The 20132-nt window shown below is 70.9% G+C and carries 18 protein-coding genes and 1 tRNA gene; 7 read left to right on the forward strand and 12 right to left on the reverse strand.

All coding sequences use genetic code 11. From position 1 onward, the window contains the following. Positions 1–53 precede the first annotated feature (53 nt). Complete coding sequence (gene uxaC / locus B7K20_RS07285) at positions 54–1520, reverse strand: glucuronate isomerase (RefSeq protein WP_234985752.1); 1467 nt, start codon at positions 1518–1520, stop codon at positions 54–56. Between the two features lie 141 nt (positions 1521–1661). On the opposite strand from uxaC, the gene B7K20_RS07290 reads away from it, so the two are divergent. Genes B7K20_RS07290 through B7K20_RS07300 form a run of 3 tightly spaced genes read left to right on the forward strand, consistent with a single transcriptional unit; the run spans position 1662 to position 5718 of the window. After that, positions 1662–2639 (forward strand): LacI family DNA-binding transcriptional regulator, encoded by a 978-nt coding sequence (locus B7K20_RS07290; RefSeq protein WP_084101859.1) that lies wholly within the window; start codon positions 1662–1664, stop codon positions 2637–2639. Between the two features lie 2 nt (positions 2640–2641). Continuing rightward, positions 2642–4165: a mannitol dehydrogenase family protein gene (locus B7K20_RS07295; protein WP_084101860.1), complete on the forward strand. Its 1524-nt coding sequence runs from the start codon at positions 2642–2644 to the stop codon at positions 4163–4165. After that, a complete protein-coding gene (locus B7K20_RS07300; protein WP_084101861.1) occupies positions 4162–5718 on the forward strand; it encodes a UxaA family hydrolase in 1557 nt (518 codons plus the stop codon). Before B7K20_RS07295 ends, B7K20_RS07300 begins: the two co-directional genes overlap by 4 nt. Positions 5719–5798: 80 nt before the next feature. Here B7K20_RS07300 and B7K20_RS07305 read toward each other — a convergent pair whose 3' ends face one another. The 5 genes from B7K20_RS07305 to B7K20_RS07325 all read right to left on the reverse strand — a co-directional run bounded on the left by B7K20_RS07305 (position 5799) and on the right by B7K20_RS07325 (position 11567). After that, positions 5799–6302, reverse strand: a complete 504-nt coding sequence (locus tag B7K20_RS07305; protein ID WP_084101862.1) for an asparaginase domain-containing protein — start codon at positions 6300–6302, stop codon at positions 5799–5801. A 56-nt stretch (positions 6303–6358) separates the two neighbouring features. After that, positions 6359–7165: an energy-coupling factor transporter transmembrane protein EcfT gene (locus B7K20_RS07310; RefSeq protein WP_084101863.1), complete on the reverse strand. Its 807-nt coding sequence runs from the start codon at positions 7163–7165 to the stop codon at positions 6359–6361. Continuing rightward, positions 7162–8925, reverse strand: a complete 1764-nt coding sequence (locus B7K20_RS07315) for an ABC transporter ATP-binding protein (RefSeq protein ID WP_084101864.1) — start codon at positions 8923–8925, stop codon at positions 7162–7164. The genes B7K20_RS07310 and B7K20_RS07315 overlap by 4 nt, the downstream gene beginning before the upstream one ends. Before the next feature lie 87 nt (positions 8926–9012). Continuing rightward, a complete protein-coding gene (locus tag B7K20_RS07320) occupies positions 9013–9918 on the reverse strand; it encodes a cell division protein FtsQ (protein WP_084101865.1) in 906 nt (301 codons plus the stop codon). A gap of 38 nt (positions 9919–9956) precedes the next feature. Then, positions 9957–11567, reverse strand: a complete 1611-nt coding sequence (locus B7K20_RS07325) for an HAD-IA family hydrolase (RefSeq protein WP_084101866.1) — start codon at positions 11565–11567, stop codon at positions 9957–9959. Between the two features lie 103 nt (positions 11568–11670). Here B7K20_RS07325 and B7K20_RS07330 point away from each other — a divergent pair, with 103 nt between their 5' ends. Both B7K20_RS07330 and B7K20_RS07335 read left to right on the forward strand, forming a co-directional pair. Continuing rightward, the gene (locus B7K20_RS07330; protein ID WP_200809043.1) at positions 11671–12666 is read left to right on the forward strand and encodes a LacI family DNA-binding transcriptional regulator; all 996 of its coding nucleotides are present in this window, start codon (positions 11671–11673) and stop codon (positions 12664–12666) included. A 27-nt stretch (positions 12667–12693) separates the two neighbouring features. After that, positions 12694–12766 (forward strand) — tRNA-Arg (locus B7K20_RS07335). A gap of 197 nt (positions 12767–12963) precedes the next feature. On the opposite strand, the gene B7K20_RS07340 is transcribed toward B7K20_RS07335, so the two are convergent. The 5 genes from B7K20_RS07340 to B7K20_RS13055 form a co-directional block, all read right to left on the reverse strand. Then, complete coding sequence (locus B7K20_RS07340) at positions 12964–14004, reverse strand: NAD(P)-dependent alcohol dehydrogenase (RefSeq protein ID WP_084101867.1); 1041 nt, start codon at positions 14002–14004, stop codon at positions 12964–12966. A 9-nt stretch (positions 14005–14013) separates the two neighbouring features. After that, positions 14014–15309 (reverse strand): multidrug effflux MFS transporter, encoded by a 1296-nt coding sequence (locus tag B7K20_RS07345; RefSeq protein WP_159449356.1) that lies wholly within the window; start codon positions 15307–15309, stop codon positions 14014–14016. 109 nt (positions 15310–15418) lie between these two features. Continuing rightward, positions 15419–15667 (reverse strand): hypothetical protein, encoded by a 249-nt coding sequence (locus B7K20_RS07350; protein WP_084101869.1) that lies wholly within the window; start codon positions 15665–15667, stop codon positions 15419–15421. A gap of 4 nt (positions 15668–15671) precedes the next feature. Then, on the reverse strand, positions 15672–16541 hold the full coding sequence (locus B7K20_RS07355; RefSeq protein WP_084101870.1) for an aldo/keto reductase: 870 nt from the start codon (positions 16539–16541) through the stop codon (positions 15672–15674). Positions 16542–16607: 66 nt separating this feature from the next. Beyond that, positions 16608–16961, reverse strand: a complete 354-nt coding sequence (locus B7K20_RS13055) for a hypothetical protein (RefSeq protein ID WP_159449357.1) — start codon at positions 16959–16961, stop codon at positions 16608–16610. A gap of 61 nt (positions 16962–17022) precedes the next feature. Here B7K20_RS13055 and B7K20_RS07360 point away from each other — a divergent pair, with 61 nt between their 5' ends. After that, complete coding sequence (locus B7K20_RS07360) at positions 17023–17910, forward strand: patatin-like phospholipase family protein (protein WP_159449358.1); 888 nt, start codon at positions 17023–17025, stop codon at positions 17908–17910. Here B7K20_RS07360 and ald read toward each other — a convergent pair. Next, complete coding sequence (ald, locus tag B7K20_RS07365; protein WP_084101872.1) at positions 17822–18925, reverse strand: alanine dehydrogenase; 1104 nt, start codon at positions 18923–18925, stop codon at positions 17822–17824. The two genes, B7K20_RS07360 and ald, sit on opposite strands and share 89 nt — an antisense overlap. A gap of 335 nt (positions 18926–19260) precedes the next feature. Here ald and B7K20_RS07370 point away from each other — a divergent pair, with 335 nt between their 5' ends. Then, complete coding sequence (locus tag B7K20_RS07370) at positions 19261–20085, forward strand: class II aldolase/adducin family protein (protein ID WP_084101873.1); 825 nt, start codon at positions 19261–19263, stop codon at positions 20083–20085. Positions 20086–20132: the final 47 nt, after the last annotated feature.

A 20132-nucleotide genomic window follows, 5' to 3' on the forward strand; every position in this document is an offset into this window, starting at 1 on the left:
GCGGTGGGGTTCTGGTCGGCAACCTGGGTCACGGCGGTGGGATCCAATCGGGGTCAGCGGTTCAGGGCCGGGTAGACGGCGCGAGGAATCTCGTAGGCGAGGTCCACGGCCGTTTCGGCCGCCTCCTCGAGGGACAGCCGATGCTCGGCAACCAGGTGAGCAAGGTGGCCGGCATCGATGCGCCTGGCGACGTCGTGCCTGGCAGGAATCGACAGAAACGCCCTCGTATCGTCGACAAAGCCGGCCGTGTTGTAGAAGCCCGCGGTATCGGTGACGGTGTCACGGAAGCGGCGCATGGCATCGGGCGTATCCAAGAACCACCACGGCGCCCCCAGCCGCACGGCCGGGTACACCCCGGCGAGCGGCGCGAGCTCGCGGCCGAAGACGTCCTCGTCCACGGTGAAAAGCACCAGCGTGAGGCGCGGGTCGTGGCCATAGAGGTTGAGCAGGGGCCTGAGGGCTCGCGCGTGGTCGATCGGGACGGGGATGTCGTAACCCACGTCCGGACCGCGCTCGGCGAACACCCGCGCGTCGTAGTCGCGCAGCACGCCGGGATGCAGCTGCATGGCGAGACCGTCTTCGCAGGACATCCGCGCCATCTCGGTGAGCATGTGGCCTGCAAAGGTGCGGGCCGATGCCGTATCCACCTTTCCGGCGAGGGCCCCCTGGAGGATCCGGTCGGCCTGGGTGGGGCTGAGTGGCGTGGTCTCTGCGTAGAGGTGGCCGTGGTCCGTGGCGCGGGCGCCGGCCGCGACGAAGGCCGCGCGGCGCGACTCAATCGCCTCGATGTAGGTCGCGTAGTTGACGATGTCGACGCCGGCCCGCTCCCCCATGGCGCGGACGTTGGCGAGCCAGTCGGGGCGGTCGAGGTTGACGACGGCATCGGGCCGGAAGGTGGGCACCACGCGCTCGCCGTAGCCGTCGGCCGCGAGCCGGGCGTGGGAGGCGAGGGGATCGTCGGCGGCGTCGGTGGTCGCGAGGATCTCGATGTTGAGGCTGTCGAGGAGCGCGAGGGGGCGGAAGCCGGGCTCGGCCAGACGCGCCGAGATCGCGTCGAACGTCTCGTCGGCGTTGTCGGCACTGAGGCGCGAGGTCACTCCGAGGACTTCCTCGAGGACGTGCTCCATCCAGATCCGCGTGGGAGTGCCGCGGAACAGCTTCCAGCGTGAGGCGAAGGCTCGCCAGATCTCACGGGCGTCGGTCTCGACGGGCTGGCCGTCGCGCCGGGGCACTCCCAGCGCGTCGTGGGGCACGCCCTGCGAGATGAGCATGCGCACCAGGTAGTGGTCGGGGATGACGAGCAGCGAGGCGGGATCGCCGAAGGGCCGGTTGTCGGCGAGCATGCCCGCGTCGACGTGGCCGTGCATCGACACGATCGGGAGTGCCCGCGTGGCGGCGAACAACTCGCGGGCGATGGCGCGTTCCTCGGGCTGTGCGGGCAGCAGCCGGTCGTCGTGGAGAGTGTCGAGCGGCGTGGTGGTGGCGGTCACCTGGACCTCCTCGTCCTGGTTGGCGTGCACGGTGCCATGAAAATCTTGAATGCGCTTTCACGGCTCGAATCCCACTCTCTCACGCTCGGGCGCTTGCGGCAAGCGCTTACCAAAATGAAAACTCCTATGTCATGATGGGGTGGTTCGCACCGGCCGCGAAGGGAGGCGCCCATGGCCACGCTGCAGGACGTCGCCGTCGCCGCCGGCGTCTCCCCCGCCACCGCCTCGCGCGCGCTCAGCACGCCCGCGTCCGTCTCCATGGAGCGCCGCCACCGCGTGCTCGAGGCCGCCGAGCGCCTGGGCTATCGCCCCAACCGCTCCGCCCAGGCCCTCGCGTCGGGGCGCAGCGGCCACATCGGCCTGGTGGTCCCCGACCTCGCCAACCCCTTCTTCGCGACCGTCGCCAAGGGCGTGCAGTCCCAGGCCCGCGGCGCCCACCGCTCGGTCCTGGTCGCCGATACCGACGAGGACGTGCGCGCCGAGCGCGAGATCGTCGACGATCTTCAACCCAATGTGGGCGGCCTCCTGCTGTGCTCACCCCGCATGCCCGAAGACGAGATTCGCGACGCCGCCGCACGCGGACCCGTCGTCGTCGTCAACCGCGAGGTCGCGGGGCTGGCGTCGGTGAGCTTCGATGTCGCGAGCGGCGTCCACGCCGCACTTGCGCACCTGCGCGCCCTGGGCCACACCCGGGTGGCCTACGTGGGAGGGCCGTCGACGTCCTGGTCGGACGCGCGCCGCCGTGCGGCCCTCACCGAGGTCGCGGGGCTCGAGATCGTGGACGTGGGCGGCCAGCGCCCCATCCACCAGGGCGGCGTGGCCGCCGCCGACCTCGTGATCGCCGCCGGCGCCACCGCCGTGCTGGCGTACAACGACCTCGTGGCCCTGGGCGTCATGGCCCGACTACACGCGCGCGGCCTGTCCGTGCCGGGCGACGTGTCGGTCATCGGCTTCGACGACATCCCGGCCGCGGCCTACGTCTCCCCCGCCCTCACCACCGTGGCCCTTCCCCTCACCCGGGCCGGCCACGAGGCCACCACCCTGCTCGACGGACTCGACGCCGCGGCCGAGCCTCCCACCGTGCGCCTGCCCGTCGAACTCGTCGTCCGCGACTCGACCGGCCCCGCCGCCTTACCCCTGAAAGGCTGACAATGACGTCACTGCCCCGCCTGTCCACCGCCACCCTCGACGCGCTCACCGCGGCTGGGCTCCCGGCCAGCGTCGCCGCCCCGGCGCTGCCCGACCGCACAGCGCCCCCAGGCATCGTGCATCTGGGCATCGGCGCCTTTCACCGCGCACACCAGGCCGTCTTCACCCAGGCCGCCGCGGGCGCGACCGGAGACGCGCGCTGGGGCATCGTGGGCGTCACGCAGCGCAGCGCGGGCGTGCGCGACCAACTCGCACCGCAGGACGGCCTCTACGGCGTGCTCGAGCTGTCGGATCACGGCACGCGGCTGGACCTCATTGGCCAGGTGCGCGACGTCCTGTTCCCCGCCGAGCAGACCGCGGACGTGCTCGCCGCCGTCGTGGCACCGACCACCCACATCGTGTCGCTCACCGTCACCGAGAAGGGCTACCGGCGCGCCGCCGGCGGCGGCCCGGATATGGCCGATGCCTCACTCGCCTTCGACCTCGACCTCCTGGCGCGCGAGCTCGACGGGGCGGCCGATGCGTCCGTCACCTCCCGTAGCGCCGTGGGGCTCTTGCTCCGCGGCCTCGCGCATCGTTGGCACGCGGGCGGCGAGCCGGTCACGGTGCTCGTGTGCGACAACCTGATGGACAACGGCCCCCAGGTGGAGAGGCTCGTCCACGCGATCGTGGAGGCATGCCCCGCGGCGGCAGCGTCCGGCTTCGGCGACTGGCTGCGCGCCGCCGTCACGTTCCCGGCCACCATGGTCGACCGCATCGTGCCCGCCACCACCGACGCCCACCGCGCCACCGCGCAGGGCTTGCTTGGCGCCACGGACGCCGGACTCGTGGTGGCCGAGCCGTTCATGCAGTGGGTCATCGAGGATCGCTTCGCGGGACCGCGTCCTGAGTGGGAACGGGCCGGTGCCCAGCTCACCGACGACGTTGGCCCCTACGAGCACACCAAGCTCCGCATCCTCAACGGCACCCACTCGGCGCTGGCCTATCTGGGAGCCCTGCGCGGCCACGAGCTGATCGCGGATGCCGTCGCCGACCCCGAACTCCACGCCTTCGCGCGCGCGCTCATCGACGAGGACGCCATCCCGTCACTGGGACAGGTCAGCGAGATCGATCTCGCCGCCTACCGCGAGTCCGTGCTCGAGCGTTTCGCCAATGCGGCGATCGGCCACACCACCGTCCAAATCGCGATGGACGGCTCCCAGAAGCTCCCCATCCGCTTCCTCGCCACCGCCCGCGACAGGCTCGCGGCGGGCACGGTGCCGCACGCCATCGCCCGGGCCGTGGCCGCGTGGATGCTCTACGTGCGCGAGACCAGCGCTGGGCGGCTCGAGGTGGCAGAGCGGCGCGTGGACCTCGACGACCCGCTGGCAAATCTGCTCGGCGAGCTCGCCGCTGGGCCGCTCGATTCCCTCGCCGACAGGCTCATCGACGGCAGCGGGATCTTCCCGGCCGACGTCGCTGACGACGACCGTTTCCGTGCCGCGGTGAGATCCGCCGTCGCCGACCTCGAGGGGGTGACGGTATGACCGAGCCAGCCACCGCACAGGCCCTGGATTTTGCCGACGTCACCATCGTGCTTGCCGAGGGCGACGACGTCGCCGTCGCGACGCGGGACCTCTCCGGGGGCACGGTGCTCGCGGGCGCGCCTCACGGCGACATCACCGTCGGCTCGAACGTTGCACGCGGCCACAAGGTGGCTCTCAGGGACATCGCCGAGGGAGACCCCGTGCGCAAGTACGGGCAAGTCATCGGGCGTGCCACGGTGCCGATCCGGGCCGGCGCACACGTGCACGCCCACAACCTGGGCATGGACGACGGCGAGCGCGAGATCGAGGTGGGCGTGGACCGCCGCCCCACCGTGCCCGCCACCGAGCAACGCACCTTCGAGGGGTACCGCCGCTCGGACGGCTCGTGGGGCACCAGGAACTACATCGGCATCGTGACGTCGGTGAACTGCTCGGCGTCCACCGCACGCATGATCGCGGATCAGTTCCGCGGGCCCGTCTTGGATGCCTATCCGCACGTGGACGGGGTGGTTGCGCTGACGCACGACACGGGCTGCGGCCTGGTCCCCACGAGCGAGGGCGCGCAGATCACCCGCCGCACGCTGCAGGGCTACGCCTCCCACCCCAACATGGCCGGACTCCTGGTGCTGGGCCTGGGTTGCGAGATGCTGCCCGCAGCCACCATCCTTGACGGCGTCGCCCTGCGCGACGACCTGCCAGTGAGCACACTCACTATTCAGGAGACCGGCGGCATTCGCGCCACCGTGCGCGCGGGCGTGACCGCGATCGAGGCGATGCTGCCGGGCGTCGAGGCGCTACGACGGGAGACGGCCCCTGCATCGGCCCTGGTCTTGGGCACCAACTGTGGAGGGTCGGACGGGTATAGCGGCATCACCGCCAACCCTGCGCTGGGTTTCGCGAGCGACATGCTCATCGCCCAGGGAGGGCGCTCGGCGCTCGCCGAGACGCCCGAGGTCTACGGCGCCGAGCACCTGCTGCTGCGCCGCGCGGTGTCGCGGGACGTGGCCGATGCCCTGGTCGCCCGTCTGCGATGGTGGGAGAAATACGCAGAACAGGGCGGGGGCACGCTCGACAACAACCCCTCACCTGGCAACAAGGCCGGCGGACTCACCACCATCCTCGAGAAGTCGCTCGGCGCGGTCGCGAAGTCGGGCTCGTCGGAGCTGGTCGCGGTGCGCGAGTACGCGGAGAAGATCGACCTGCCTGGGCTGACGTTCATGGACACGCCCGGCTATGACCCGGTGTCCGTGACAGGGCTCGTCGCGGGCGGGGCGACCGTCGTGGTCTTCACCACGGGGCGCGGCTCGGTGCTGGGCTGCAAGCCCTCGCCATCGATCAAGGTGGCCACCAACACCGAGACCTTTGAGCGCATGCGCGAGGACATGGACCTCAACGCCGGCCGCATCGTCGACGGCACGGCCTCCTTGGAGCAGGTGGGGCGGGAGATCTTCGAGAAGATCCTCGCCGTCGCGTCCGGCGAGCAGACGGTGTCCGAGGAATTGGACCTCGGTTCAGACGAATTCGTTCCCTGGCAGCTGGGCACGGTGACGTAGGCGCTCACCTCAACCCCGTGAGCCACTGAGTGCCCGGCTTCGACCCGATGCGGGCAGCCATCGGCTCCTGGGAAGCGGACTCAGCCCTCGATCGCGACAAACGCCCCCGTCGCGAGATCCTTGCGGACCGCACCCGCGGTGAACAGCCGTGCACCCATAGCCACATAGACGCCGGGACCCGCCAGCTGAGCGGCCGCGAGCGCGAACCCCAGGTTCACGTGCGCATCGGTCCCGGCCACCGTCTCGGGACGCAAAGCGCCGGTGAGCACCACGGTCACGCCGTCCGCCACCCGCGCGGCCAAGTACTGTGCCGTGTCCGCCATGGTGTCGGTGCCGTGAGTAATCACGACGGCCTTCGCATCGGCCACCGCCACCTCCCGCGCGAGCACCTCGCGGTCCGCGTCGGTCATGTCACGGCTGTCGATCGCGAGCACCCCGACCACCCGCACGGTCACCGAAGGCACCATCGTGTGCAGGATGCGCGTCGCGGCCGGCTCCCCTACCGCAAGGTCGCCCGAGAGCAGGTACTCCTTGTCGATCGTACCGCCGGTGGCGATGACCGTGATGTCCGTGGCGTGGCTCATGTGCGTCCTCCTGAGGCCAGTCTCGAAGGCTCAGGATAGGCGGTGCACTCACCGGATCACGCGATGGTGACGACCGCTCCCAGCTCGAATGCGCCCACCACGGCCACCAGGGTCACGGCCACGACGGCCACGTCGAGCGCTCCGATCCGCAACTGCGCGATCCGCAGCTCCCGCCCCTGCGCGGCCGTGAACCCGCGCGTCTCCAAGGACTCAACCGTGGTGCGCACCGACTTCGCGGTGTTGAGGAAGATCGGATAGAACGCCTGGACGGCCCACGTCCCCCAGCGCCATAGCGCCCTCATCCCCAGGAACCCTCGCGGCCCCTGCGGGCTGCGCAGCCGCAGACCCGTGAACACCGTCCCGAACTCCTCGAACAGGATCGGCATCATGCGATAGCCATACGAGACGCCGAACGCGAGCAGCTCGGGCGCCTTCCATGCGAGCAGCCCCGTGCTGAGCTCCTCGGGGTCGAGCGACACGAACGCCGCGATCGACGCGAGTGACACGGTCGCGAGCTTCAGGGTGATCTCGACGAGCGCGAGGGCCGTCTCGTGGTCGCCGCCAAAGACCCATGCCGCGCCAAACGCGTACGCAAAATCGGTGACGAATCCGATGAGGAACAGGCCCAGCACTAGCGGCCCCACGCGTGCGAGCGCCGCGGAGACCGCGGTGAGCCCGAACAGCGCGATGATCGTCACCAGGTCGTGCGTGAGCCACGGCACCACCGCGAGGATCAGGTACCAGCTGATCACCATGCGCGGATCCATCTTGGCGAACAGCCCGCCGCGGGTCGCATACGCGGTGCGGATCAGCTCGAGCTTCACCCACTCGACGGACAGGACGTCCCTGGTCTTGCGGCTCATGCGCGCACCTCCATCCGGGCGGCGGCGTCCGTGAGCGCGACGGCCTCACGCCACTGAGCGACGGAGAGCGGAGCAGGCGAAATGCCCAGCGCACGCCCCAGCGCCGTGATCTGCGGCGGCACCACGCGTGCGCCCTCCAACAACGCATCGGACGAGAACAACTCGAGGGGCGTCACGTCCGCGAGCACTCCCCCTCCTCCCAGGACGATCACGCGCGTGGCCCATTCCGCGACCAGGTGCATGTCATGTGTTGCGACCACGGCGGCGGCAATCGCCCCGGAAAGCTCGTCGAGCATCGCGATGACCGAGTCGCGGCTGGCCACGTCGAGCGAGGCGGTGGGCTCGTCGGCCAGCAGCAGCGAGGGCGTCATCGCGAGGCCGATGGCCAGCGTCGCGCGGCGTTGCTGACCACCCGACAGGGTGCGGCCATCGCGGTCGGCAAAGTCGCTGAGCCTCACGCGATCGAGCACGCGGTCCACGAGCGCATCGGCGTCGTCGCGCTTCCGCCCCGCAGGGAAAAGCCTCACGTCGGCGCGGATCGAGTCCTTGAGGAACATCTGCTCGGGCCGCTGAAAGAGATACGCGGCGTGCTCGGCGAGCCTTGTCGCCGACGACTTTTTGGTGTCGATCCCGTCGAGCGTCACCGATCCCCCGCGCGGCACCTGCAGCCCGCACAGCAGCCGCATCAGCGTGGACTTCCCGGCGCCGTTGCCGCCCACGAGCGCCACGCGGTCGCCCGCGCGGATGGTGAGGTCCACGCCGCTCAGCACCGGAAGGAGGTCGCCCGCCACGGAGCGATAGCCATGGGAGACGGCCGATGCGACCGCGACCGGGCGGCGCTCGTCGCCATCCGTACGGGCCGGGTCCACCTCGGACGAGGCGAGACGGGGAACCGAGCCGGCCACGGCATCGGCCGTCCAGGAATCCCGCTGGCGTGCGCCGGCGGTGCGCAGCACGGCGGCCGCCTCCTCCACGGTGCGCGGCGCGGCCGCGAGGTCGAGCCCCTCGCACGCGGCGACGATCTGAGGGGCCGGGATGCCGTGGGACGCGAGCTCGGCCGCACGGGCGGCGGCCTGTGGCGCGGGCAGGTGCCACACGGGCGCCCCGTCGTCCATGAGCACCACGGACTTCGCGTATTGCGCGATGAATTCGGCGTGATGCTCGATCACGATGACGGTGATGCCGTGGACCTGGTTGAGCTCCGTGAGGCGTTCATACAAGGCGTGGGCGCCGGCGGGGTCGACCTCGGCCACGGGCTCGTCGACCACGATGATGCGCGGACGCATCGCGAGCACGGACGCTAGCGCGGTCAGGTGGGCCTGGCCGCCCGAGAGCTGCCACACGAACCGATCCGCGAGGTGGGCGATGCCCAGCATCTCCATGGCCTGCTGGGCACGCTCGGCGTAGTCGGACATGCCGAAGTTGGTGGGGCCGAACTCGATCTCGTCGCGCACGCGCGGGCGCACCAGCTGGTTCTGAAAGTCCTGGTAAACATAGCCTACGGTGGACGACAGGGCGGCAACGGAGGACTCGTAGGTGTCCACGCCGTCCACGCGGACCTCGCCCGCGAAGTCGCCCTCCCAGTAGTGCGGCACCAGCCCGTTGAGTGTCTTGCACAGGGTGGTCTTCCCCGAGCCGTTGCCGCCGATCACGGCCACGAAGTCGCCCTCCTCGATGGTGAGGCAGACGTTGCGCAGGCTGTCGCGCTCGGCTCCGGGGTAGCGGAAGCTCAGGCGGTCGATCTCGATGATGGCGCTCATGGGGCGGTGCTCCTGTGGTGGTGCGGGGGGGCGGTGCGGGAGGGACGATGCCGCGGGCGCCCGCGTGGGGCGCCCGCGGCATCCGGGTCAGTTCTCGGTCTTGCGGCTGCGGCTGAACTTCACGAGCGCGACGCCCACGAGGAAGGCGATCGCGGCGGCGCCGACGCCCACCCACAGGAAGCCCGAGCCGTAGGTGTCGAGGAAGTCGGGCTCGAACACGCCGATCGCCACATCCCATGCCTCGAGGAAGGCGAAGAAGAAGGCGGCGACCGCGAGGGCCAGGGCCACGCCCACGAACAGGCCCGTGCGCGGCGCGCCACCCTGAATCGGCTCGCCGGGCACGCGTGGACGCATCCCGAGCAGCGGCTCGATGCGGCCGTGGAGGGCGGGGATCAGCCACATGGCGGGCAGGACGCCGAACAGCACGCCCGTGATGAGGATGTCGACCGCGAAGCCGATGCCCTCGAGCACCAGGATCGACTCGGGAAGCCCCTCGACGTACTCGGCGTCCTCGACGCCGATCCACACCTTCGACAGGTCAACAATCGCGGACAGCGCCTTGTCGATGACGACGACCGTCACGGCGGCGATGGCGATCTGCACCTTGTTCTTGGGGTTGCGGATCATCGAGCCCGCGATGAACAGCGCGAGGAACATCTGGATGATGCCCTCGATCTCGGAAAGTCCGGAGAAGTCGCCCATCAGCAGGTCCACGAAGATGACCTCACCCACCGGAGCGCCGAGCGCCGCCCAGAAGGGGTTGAGCAGGGCGACGAGTGTCAGCGGCACGAACACGAAGTAGCTGACGGACACGTCGACGGGTCCGATCGACACCTCGGGGATGACCTCGATGACGATGTTCGCGACGCCGGACAGCGCCATCGAGAGGACAAAGATCATGAGCTTCTGCGAGCCGCTGAGGTCGCGGCGCAGTCCTGCTGCGGTGCCTCGAAGACGGCCGGCCCGCTCATCGGGAACGGTGGTCTGGGACATGTCTGCTCCTTGGGAGTAGCTGCTGCTGGTGGGGTGGATTACTGGGACAGAGACAGCGACGCGGCGTCGCGCAGCAGCGAGGCGAGCCCCGCGGCCGAGTCGACGACGTCGGTGGCGAGGCCGCTCTGGAGCGCCTCGTCGATCGGGGCGTCCGCGACGGCGCCGCCGCGGACGATGACACGGCGCGCGATGCCGGCCGCGAGCGCGCCTGCGGCGTCGGCATGCGGCTTGTCGCCGTAGAACCATGTGGTGGCGGGGTCGGCGCCGGAGATCGTGAGCGCCTCGCGCACGATGGACGCGCCGGGCTTACGCTCGCCATGCTCGTCGGAGCACACGTAGGCGCCGATGAGCTCCGCCAGTCCGTGCTCGCGGCACGCGTCGCGCACGGCGCGGCCGGACAGGGTGTTCGACACGACGACGACCGGCATGCCCTGGGCGCGGCACTCCTCGAGCGCCTCGCGCACGCCGTCGCGCAGCACACGCCGGCTCTTCGCGCGGCCGTAGCGGTGCATGAGGTCGTGGCACTCGGCGGCGAGCACCGCGCGGGCGCGCTCGTCGAGGTCGCGTCCGAAGTGCTCGACCCAGAACTCGTGGGGGGTGGTCTCGACGAGCGAATCGCCCTTGGCGGCCGCGCGGCGCTCGCGTGCGGTCACGATCATCTGGATCGCGTCGCCCGGCTCCAGCGGTGCGGCTCGGGTCGACAGCAGGAACGCGAGGCGCTCCCCCAGCCGCATCATCTCGGCGGGGTTCTTCTCCGACAGGGAGATGACGCCGCCGTGGTCGATCAGCAGCGCGCCGCGGCGCGAATTCTCGGAGGCCGATGCCGTGGCGGACCCCCGTACGGAACTCTCCTCGGCACGGGCCTCCAGCGAGGCGACCAGCGCATCGGCGAGCCCCTCGGGGGTCTCAAATGTCGCATCGGCCGTATGAGCGACCGCGAACGGCGGGTGGTCGGTGTGCTTGTCACGGGTGATGAGGACGCGGCCGATGCCGGCGCGGCGCCCGGCGACGACGTCGCGGTCGAGCGTGTCACCCACGTACCAGCAGTCCGCCGGATCGGCACCCACGCCCGCGGCCGCGAGTGTGAGGATGCCGGGGTGGGGCTTGCGCATCCCGACCTCGTCCGAATACACCTGCACGGCGAAGGAGTCGTAGAGGCCCAGCGACGCGAGGATGCGCCGATGGGAGCGCCCGGAGTGCGCGTTGGAGACGATGCCGACGGGGATGCCGTGGCTCGCGGCCGTGTCGAGCAGTCGGCGGATGCCGGGGCGCAGGTGATGGTCGGTGATGAGGGTCTGGAGGGTGTCGAGGAGCTCGCTCGCCTCGGCGACCAGTAGCGCGCGGGCGTCCTCCGGCAGGTCCCCGGCGAGGAAGTCGCCCACAATTTCCCTGTGAGTGAGCTCGCGCGGCTCGGGTAGGCGGCTCGACGCGTGCTTCCAGTGGGTGAGCGCCGTGAGGCCAGCGTCGAGCGAGGCGCGCGCCTGGGCGACGGGGACGTCGATGATGCCGCGCTCGAGCAGCGCCGCGACGTGCGCCGCGGCGTCGTCCAGGCCCGCGGGACGCTTGGCCGTCGTGATGATGACGCCGCCGAAGTCGAGCAAGAGGGCGGCGGGCACGGGCAGGGGCGTCGCGGGCTGGGTGTCGTTCACACCGGCGACGCTAGCCAGGGCCGACTGGAGCGTTCCAGTACCGTTGCCGTTTGTTCGTCCGCGTTCGCCGAATGTTCACCTCGGTCTCTGATTGAATCGGCTCATGCCCGCCGACCGCGTCGCCCCCACCATCGTGGACGTCGCGCGCGCGGCGGGGGTGTCGAAGTCGCTGGTCTCCCTGGCCATTCGCGGCGATGCGGGGGTCTCGGATGCGACCCGCACGCGCATCCTGGCGGTGGCCGATGACCTCGGCTACCGGTCAAACGTGCTGGCTCGCGGGCTCGCGCGCGGACGGACGCAGGTGATCGGTGTACTCGTCTCCGACCTGTCCAACCCGTATCACGCGGACGTGGTCGCGGGTATCGAGTCGCGCGCCGAGCACGCGGGGCTCGGCACGGTGATCGGCCATGGCCGCTCACAGCCCGAGGTGCTCGCCGTGCGCCTGGACCAGATGCTCGACCTGGGCGTGGACGGGGTGATCGTGGTCTCGGCGATGCTTCCCGCCGAGGCACTCGACGCCGCCGCCACCCGCCGTCCCCTCGTCATGGTGGGCCGGCCCTTCGAGCAGCCCCGCCGCGTCAGCGTGGTGCGCAACCACGACGAGCGCGGCGCCGCATTCGCGCTCGACCACCTGCTGGGCCTGGGCCACCGGCGCATCGTGCACCTGGCGTCGTCCCGGCGTGCCGCGGCGACGGCCAGGCGTCACGCCTACGGCGAGGCGATGACGCGCGCCGACCTGCCCGCGACCACGCTGTGGACGGACGAGGGCGGCACCGCCGCGATGCTCGCCGCGGCCCAGACACCCGAAGGCCCCACCGCGTGCTTCGCCGGCAACGATCGCACCGCCGCCACCCTGCTCCACGATGCGCTCGACGCGGGCCTCGACGTCCCCGACGGACTCAGCATCGTGGGCTACGACGACGCGCAGATCGCGCGCCAGGTGCGCCCGGGCCTCACCACGGTCGCGCAGCCGCGCGAGGCGATTGGGCGCGAGGCCGCCCGGCTGCTCCTGTCACGCATCGACGGCGACCGCGACACCGTCGAGGTCACGCTCGAGCCGAGCCTGATCGTGCGGGGAACCACCTCCGCCCCCTGCTAGTCTTGACCCTCGCGGGACACCCCGCATGCCCCCGTAGCTCAGCGGATAGAGCGCCGGTTTCCGGTACCGAAGGTCGCAGGTTCGATTCCTGTCGGGGGCACGTCGTATGCTCGCGACACAAGGGCCGCAGGGCGCGCTGAAAGGCGCGGACTCCTGCGGCTTTGTCGTTCCCGAACCCGCCGGGCGCACCCCCGCACCCCCGTGCGCCCCAGGAGCCACTGAGTGCCCACTTTCGGCGCAAAGCGGGCACTCAGTGGCTCGCAGGACACGTGGGAGGGACAGCGGGACGCCCGCGGACTACAGCGTCGCCGCGTCGATCACGAACCGGTAGCGCACGTCCGACTTCAGCACCCGCTCCCAGGCGTCGTTGACCTGCTCGGCGCGGATGATCTCGACCTCGGGGACAATCCCGTGCTCGGCGCAGAACTCGAGCATCTCCTGGGTCTCGGCGATCCCACCGATCGTGGAGCCGGTGAATGAGCGCTGGTTCGTAAACAAGGTGAACACCGACATCGCGGCAGGCTCGGGCGGCGCACCCACGTTCGCCATCACCCCCGCGAAGTCGAGCATGCCAAGGTACGCGTCCACGTCCAGCGGCGCGGAGACGGTGTTGATGATGAGGTCGAAGGAGTTCGCGAGCTCCGTGAACACCGCGGGGTCGCTGGTCGCGTGGTGGGCGACAGCGCCGAACGCGAGCGCATCGGCCCGCTTAGACGACGTCTGCGACAACACCGTCACCTCCGCCCCCATCGCGACGGCGAGCTTCACGGCCATGTGTCCCAGGCCGCCCATCCCGACCACGGCCACGCGCTTGCCAGGACCGGCCCCCCACCGGCGCAGCGGCGAGTACGTCGTGATCCCAGCGCACAGCAGCGGCGCCACCTTCTCGAACGGCAGGGCGGCGGGCAGCGACAGCACAAAGTGCTCGTCGACCACGACGGCGGCGCTATAGCCGCCCTGGGTGACGGTGCCATCGACGTCGCGGGAACCGTACGTATCCGTGAAGCCCTTCTCGCAGTATTGCTCGCGTCCCGCCTGGCAGTTGGCACATTCGCGACACGAGCCGACCATGCACCCCACGCCCACGCGGTCGCCGACGGCAACCGTCGTGACCTCGGCGCCGATCGCCGCGACCATGCCGGCGATCTCGTGGCCCACGGTCAGCGGGTAGGTCTGTGCGCCCCAGTCACCACGCACGGTGTGGATGTCGGAGTGGCAGATGCCGGCCCACGCGATGTCGATGAGGACGTCACGCGGCCCCACCTCCCGGCGAGTGACGGTGCCGCGCTCCAGCGGGGCGTCAGCGGACGTGGCGACAATGGCGGCGACGGTGCTCATGGCGCCATCCTAGGAGGCGGCCGATGCCGCGGCGGCACTCGAAGGCTCCTCACCTCGCGCCCGACTCGCCCGGCTCAGCACCAGCAGGACCGCGGCACCGAGCGCGCAGCACACCGCCATCGCCCCGCCCACGAGCGTGGGGCTGGCCTCGCCGAGCGCGCCCACCAGCGGCGCAGCCGCCGAGCCGGCAATCATCCGCGTCGCGCCCATGAGCGAGGCGGCGGATCCGGCACGCTCCCGGTGGTCGTGGAGGGCCACCTCCTGCAGCGCCGGGTTCACGAATCCGAAGGCCGTGGTGAACACGAACAGAGGCACCAGGAACAGCCATACTCGGGAGTCACCCGCGAAGGGACCCAGTGCCGTCGCCCCCGCCGCGGCGCCCAGCAACACGGTCGCGCCGATCACCACGACGCGCACAGGAGCCACGCGCCCGGCGACCCTCGCGCTCACCTGCGCCCCGGCGATCATCATGAGGCCATGGCCGCCAAAGATCACCGCATACGTGCCTTCGCTGAGCCCAAAGTGCCCGAGGAACAGGAACGCCGAGCTCGCCATGTAGGCCATCATCGCTGCGAACACGAGCGCTCCCCCGGCGACCGCCAGGAGGTAGCGGCGGTCCGCCACGAGCGGCGCGTAGAGGCGCGGTCGGGCGACCACGGCGTCGGCCGCCGGAGCGGCCCCCAGGCCCAGGCGACGCGGACTGAGCGTCCAGCCCGTGAGCGCCAGGAGCACCACACCCACGCCGGCGAGGATCCAGAACATCCCGCGCCACGGCGTGATCCCCAAGAGCCAGGCGCCGATGGACGGCGCAAGCACCACGAAGGTGCCGTTGACCAGCTGGAGGCGGGCGAGGGCACGCACCATCTGGGGCCCCTCGGACGCGTCGCGCACCATCGCGATGGTGAGGACGGCGGCCGAGGCCGCGCCGAGTCCCTGCGCGAAGCGCGCGCCGATGAGCACGCCGGCGGTGGGGGCAAGCGCGCACGCCACGGAGGCGACGATGTAGACGACGAGCGCCACGAGCATGGGGCGGCGTCGCCCCACGCGGTCCGACCACGGCCCGGTGAGCAACTGGCCCAGCGCCATGCCGACGAACGCCGCCGTGAGGGTCGCCTGAATGGCCGATGCCGACGTGTCCAGGTCCGCGACGATCGTGGGGAAGGCCGGCAAGTACAGGTCCATGGTGAGCGGCCAGATGGCCTGAACCAGGCCCAGCACCAGAAAGGTCAGCGCGGTGAGGCGCACAGGCGCGACGACGGCGGCGGGTCGAGCGGCGCGGTGAGACGCAGGTCGGTCAGCGGGCACGGGGTGCCCCTCCATCCGGCCGCATGACGGGAACGGGCGGCCTGGTCCTACGCTAGAACGGAAAGGCCTTTCCCGCTACGGTGTGCGCCCATGGGGCACTCGCCGCCACTCAGCGGCGCGCGAGCACCCGCGGCACCACCGCCACGAGCGCGAGGCCCACCACGACCTCGACGACGGCGAACGCGGGCGACTCGACGGCCTCGCCCACCACGCGCCTGACGGACCGCCGCCACACCTTGCGTGGCGCCGCCCACTCCTTCTCGCGTTGACCGGGCACCGCGAGCCCCACCACGCCGTCCGTGACGAGTGCGAGCCCCGCGGTGCGCGAGACGCTCGTGATCAGTCGGTTCTTGGCCATGGCCTCAATCCTGCAACACGGAACCCAGCAGCGCCATGTCGTCCTCGGACAACTCGAGCTCGGCGGCCGCAGCGGAGTCCAGGATCGAGCTGGGGCGCGACGCGCCGGGGATGGGGATCACGACGTCGGCGAGCGCGAGCTCCCACGCGAGGACCACCTGCTGCGCGGAGACGCCGCGGGCATCGGCCACCTGCTGGAAAAGAACGAACCGGGTACCCACGTCGCCCGCCTTGCCGATGCCACCTAGCGGGCTCCACGGCAGGAACGCGATGCCCATCTCGGCGCACAGCTCGAGCTCGGGATACGAGGACACGAACGCGGGCGAGAACTGGTTCTGCACGCTCGCGAGCCGGCCGCCCAGCACGTCGTGAGCCTCACGGATCTGATCCGGGTTGGCGTTGGAGATGCCCGCCTGACGGATCACGCCCTCGTCCAGCAGCTCGGCGAACGCACCTACCGAGTCGGCGTAGGGAACCTTGGGGTCGGGGCGGTGAAATTGCAGCAGGCCGATGCTGTCCACGCCCAGCCGCAGCGCCGATGCCTTGGCGGCCTCCTTGAGATACGCCGGGTCGCCGTTCTGGTACCAGGTGCCGTCGCCTGGGCGCAGGCTCCCCGCCTTGGTCGCGATCAGCACGGCGTCGGTGCCGCCGGGGTAGGCGGCGACGGCGCGGGTGATGAGTTGCTCGTTGTGGCCGGTCTCGCCCGGGTTGAGCAGGTACGCGTCCGCGATGTCGATGAGCGTGACGCCCGCGTCGAGCGCGGCGTGAATGGTCGCGAAGGACCTGGCCTCGTCGGGCCGGCCCTCAATGGACATCGGCATGGCGCCCAATCCGATGGCGCTCACCACCGTCTGGCCGAGATTGCGCTGGTCCATGCCTCTCCTTCGCGTCCGGGGTGTCCCTCGAACGTACCGGGAAGGCAGGCGATGCCTCAAATAGGGCTACGCGGAGGGCGAAGGGCTCGGGCTGGCCGCGATGTCGCCCACCAAGGCGGGCTCGCCCGCGACGCCGTCGATCACCTCGACCTGGCAGCCGCCAAAGGTACCGTCCGCGAACTCCCACGACACGTCGACCACGCCATCCTCGGGACCGGCGACGTCGCCGCGCACAATCTCGGGCAGGCCCTCATCGATCGCGAACTGCTCGCACGCGACGATGCCCACCTGCTGCTCGTCCGACACTCCCGCACCGGCGATCCACCAGATCACGGCGGCGATCAGTACGACCGCGGCGATGACCCCGGCGCCGGCAACGGGAGCCCAACTGCGTGGGGGCTGGTCAGGGCTCTCGGTCATGGGCACCAAGGATAGGCGTGCCACCGCGCGCACCCGGCACACCTGTTTCTACGATGGGCCCATGCCCGCGCTCGACGACCTGCGCTATGTCCCTCGGCTCGGCCTCGCTCTCGGCGGAGGCGGCGCACTCGGCGCCGCCCACGTGGGGGTGCTGCAGGTACTGCACGAGCGGGGCATCGTTCCCTCGATCATCACCGGCACCTCGGCCGGGGCGATCGCCGGCGGCGCCACTGCGCTCGGCGTGGACCCGTACGACCTCGAGGAGCGCGTGCTCACGTGGTCGTGGACCACCTTTGGCCGCTGGACGCCTCGGCCCGGCTTGGGCCTCCTGACGGCCGATGCGCTTCTTGAGGGCGTCCGTGCCGTCACCGGCGGCGATCCCCAGATCGAGGACCTGCCCACCCGCTTCGCCGCCGTCGCCACGGACGTCAACACCCGCAAGGCAGTGGTTGTCGACCACGGCTCGCTGTCCCTTGCCGTCGCCGCATCCATCGCCGTGCCCGGCGTGTTCCGGCCCGTGCCGCACCTGGGTCGCCACCTCCTCGACGGTGGGCTGGTGCAAAACGTGCCGCTCGAGGCGTGCTTCGGCCTGGGCGCCACCCACGTCATCGGCGTGCGCCTGCAGCCCGAGTGGGACTTCCACGGCTTCGAGTCCTCCGTCAGCGTGCACGAGTGGGAGATCAGCGCGGACGTGACCATGATCGAGCCGCGCCTCGCGGGGCACACGGCGTGGGGCGTCGACGATCTCGGCACGCTCGTGACGCTCGGCCGCGAGGCGGCCGAGCGCGAACTGGACGACTATCCCGTCATTGCCGGGCGGCCGGAGTATCCCACGGCGGCCGACCACCACATCGGCCGCGTTACGGCGCCACCACCGAATCCCCGCTCGGAAGGTGAGGAAACGCCTGGGCGACAGCACGGTATCGGAGGCTTCCTGCATCGACATTGAGCCCGCGCGCGAGGGCGCTGTCCAGGGTGAGTGCACCGCGTCCGTGCTCGGCGAGCAGGTCAACATAGACTGCGGTCGCGTGCGTGAGCGCGGCGGTCGCCGTCGCGCCGACGGCGCCGGGCATGTTGGCCACGCAGTACAGGGTGGAGCCCGCCACGCGAAACACGGGGTCGTCGTGCGTGGTGGGCCGCGAGTCCTCGAAGCATCCACCCTGGTCGATCGCGATATCCACGAGCACCGACCCCGGCCGCATCCGTTCGACCGTGGCGTGGGAAACGACCTTGGGCGCCGGCCGTCCAGGCACCAGGACGGCGCCGATGACCAGGTCCGCGCTCATGACCTCGCGCTCCACCGTCGCGGCGGTCGAGAGCTCGGTACGGACCCTGTCGCCGTGGGCGTCCCGTACCGAGGCGAGGCGGGACTCGTCGAGGTCGAGGACCACGGCATCGGCCCCGAGTGCCACCGCCTCTGCGAGCGCCGCGCGGCCCGCGACCCCCGCGCCGATCACGACCACGCGTGCGCCCGGCAGTTCGCCGACCCCGCCCAGCAGCACCCCGCGGCCGCCCGCGGGCGACAGGAGATGGTGGGCACCCTCGAGCGTGGCGAGCCGGCCCGCGATCTCGCTCATGGGCGTCAGCAGCGGCAGGGTGCCGTCATCGATCTGGACCGTGTCGTAGGAAATGGCGGTGGTGCCGGCGTCGATGAGTGCGCGGGCGAGCGGCTCGTTGGCACCGAGGTGGAGAAACGTGAACAGGATGTTGTCGCTCAGCAGGCCGTACTCCTGGGGCACGGGCTCCTTGACCTTGAGCACCAGCTCGGCGCCCCAAGCGTCGGCGACGGTGCCCATGCGTGCGCCCGCCTCGCGATAGGCCTCGTCGGTCAGGAACGACGCGGCACCGGCTCCCGCCTGGACGACGACCTCGTGGCCAGCCCGCGTGAGGCGCGCGGCGCCCTCGGGGGTGAGAGCCACCCTGGTCTCGCGGTTCTTGATCTCGGCGGGGACTCCGATGCGCATGGCTGCTCCTGTTCTGCACTCACCCGGCTGATGGCCGACGGTGCGGGTGGGGCGGGCGACCCAAGGATGGCGGGCCGCCTCGCCATCAAGCCTGGTGCATCGGGGTGCGCCGCGCATCTCGACGCCCCTCCCCCCTGGCGCAAAAGTGGACACTTGCGCCAGGACACGCGCATTCGTGGCGGATATCGGGCCACCAGGAGCACGCGGGAGGAGGCGGGACGCAGGCGGCGGACCTTTGTCCCGCACCACCGTCGCGCATCGGCCCTAAAGTTGAATCGTTTCATATCAGCACGCCGGGCCCGCATCGCCGCAGGCCCGCCTTCAGAGGAGACACCATGCTCACCGACCAGCCCCGCCCCACCCTCGAGGAGCTCATCGAGCAGATCGGCGACGGGGGCGCACGCATCTGCGACATCGACGCGTCAGAGGCCGGCGCCGGCAACATCTCCGTCTACATGGGCTGGGAGGTCGAGGTCCGCCGCCACTTCCCGCACGCGGAGGAGATCACGCTGCCCGACCCCGCTCCGGCTCTCGCTGGGGGCACGGTGCTCGCCACCGGATCCGGCCGCCGCCTGCGCCAGCTCGCCGCCGATCCCCTGTCGGCCATGGGCGCCGTCGTCATCCACGCGGACGGCGTGACCGGCACGCTCTACACCTCGAGCACGCGCCGCTTCGCGCGCCTCACCAGCGAGTTCAACTCCCACGTCGCCGTCCACCAGGACCAGGTCGAGCACCGCGGCATTGACTTCCAGGCCGTGGTGCACGCCCAGCCCCCGCACCTCACGTACCTCTCACACATCCCCAGCTACCGCGACACCGAGGCCATGAACAGAGCGATTCTGCGCTGGGAGCCGGAGACGATCGTGTCACTCTCGGACGGCATCGGCGTCCTGCCCTTCTTCATCCCCGGATCCGAGCAGATGGGACGCGCGAACGTAGAGGGGCTTCGCGAGCATGAAATTGTGCTGTGGTCCAAGCACGGCACCATGTCCCGCTCGGATGTCTCGGTCTACCGTGCCGTCGACCGCGTCGAGTACGCCGAGACCGCCGCGAAGTACGAGTACATGGACATCGTCGCGGGCGGCCGCGCGGAGGGCCTCACGCGCGACGAGATCACCTCGGTCGCGACCACGTTCGACATCCACTCGCGCTGGCTGTAGTCACCACCCTCGATACGAAACGACCCGGGTCGCCGCCAGGCGATCCG

It is taken from the genome of Demequina sp. NBRC 110051 (assembly GCF_002090055.1).
GTDB lineage: Bacteria > Actinomycetota > Actinomycetes > Actinomycetales > Demequinaceae > Demequina.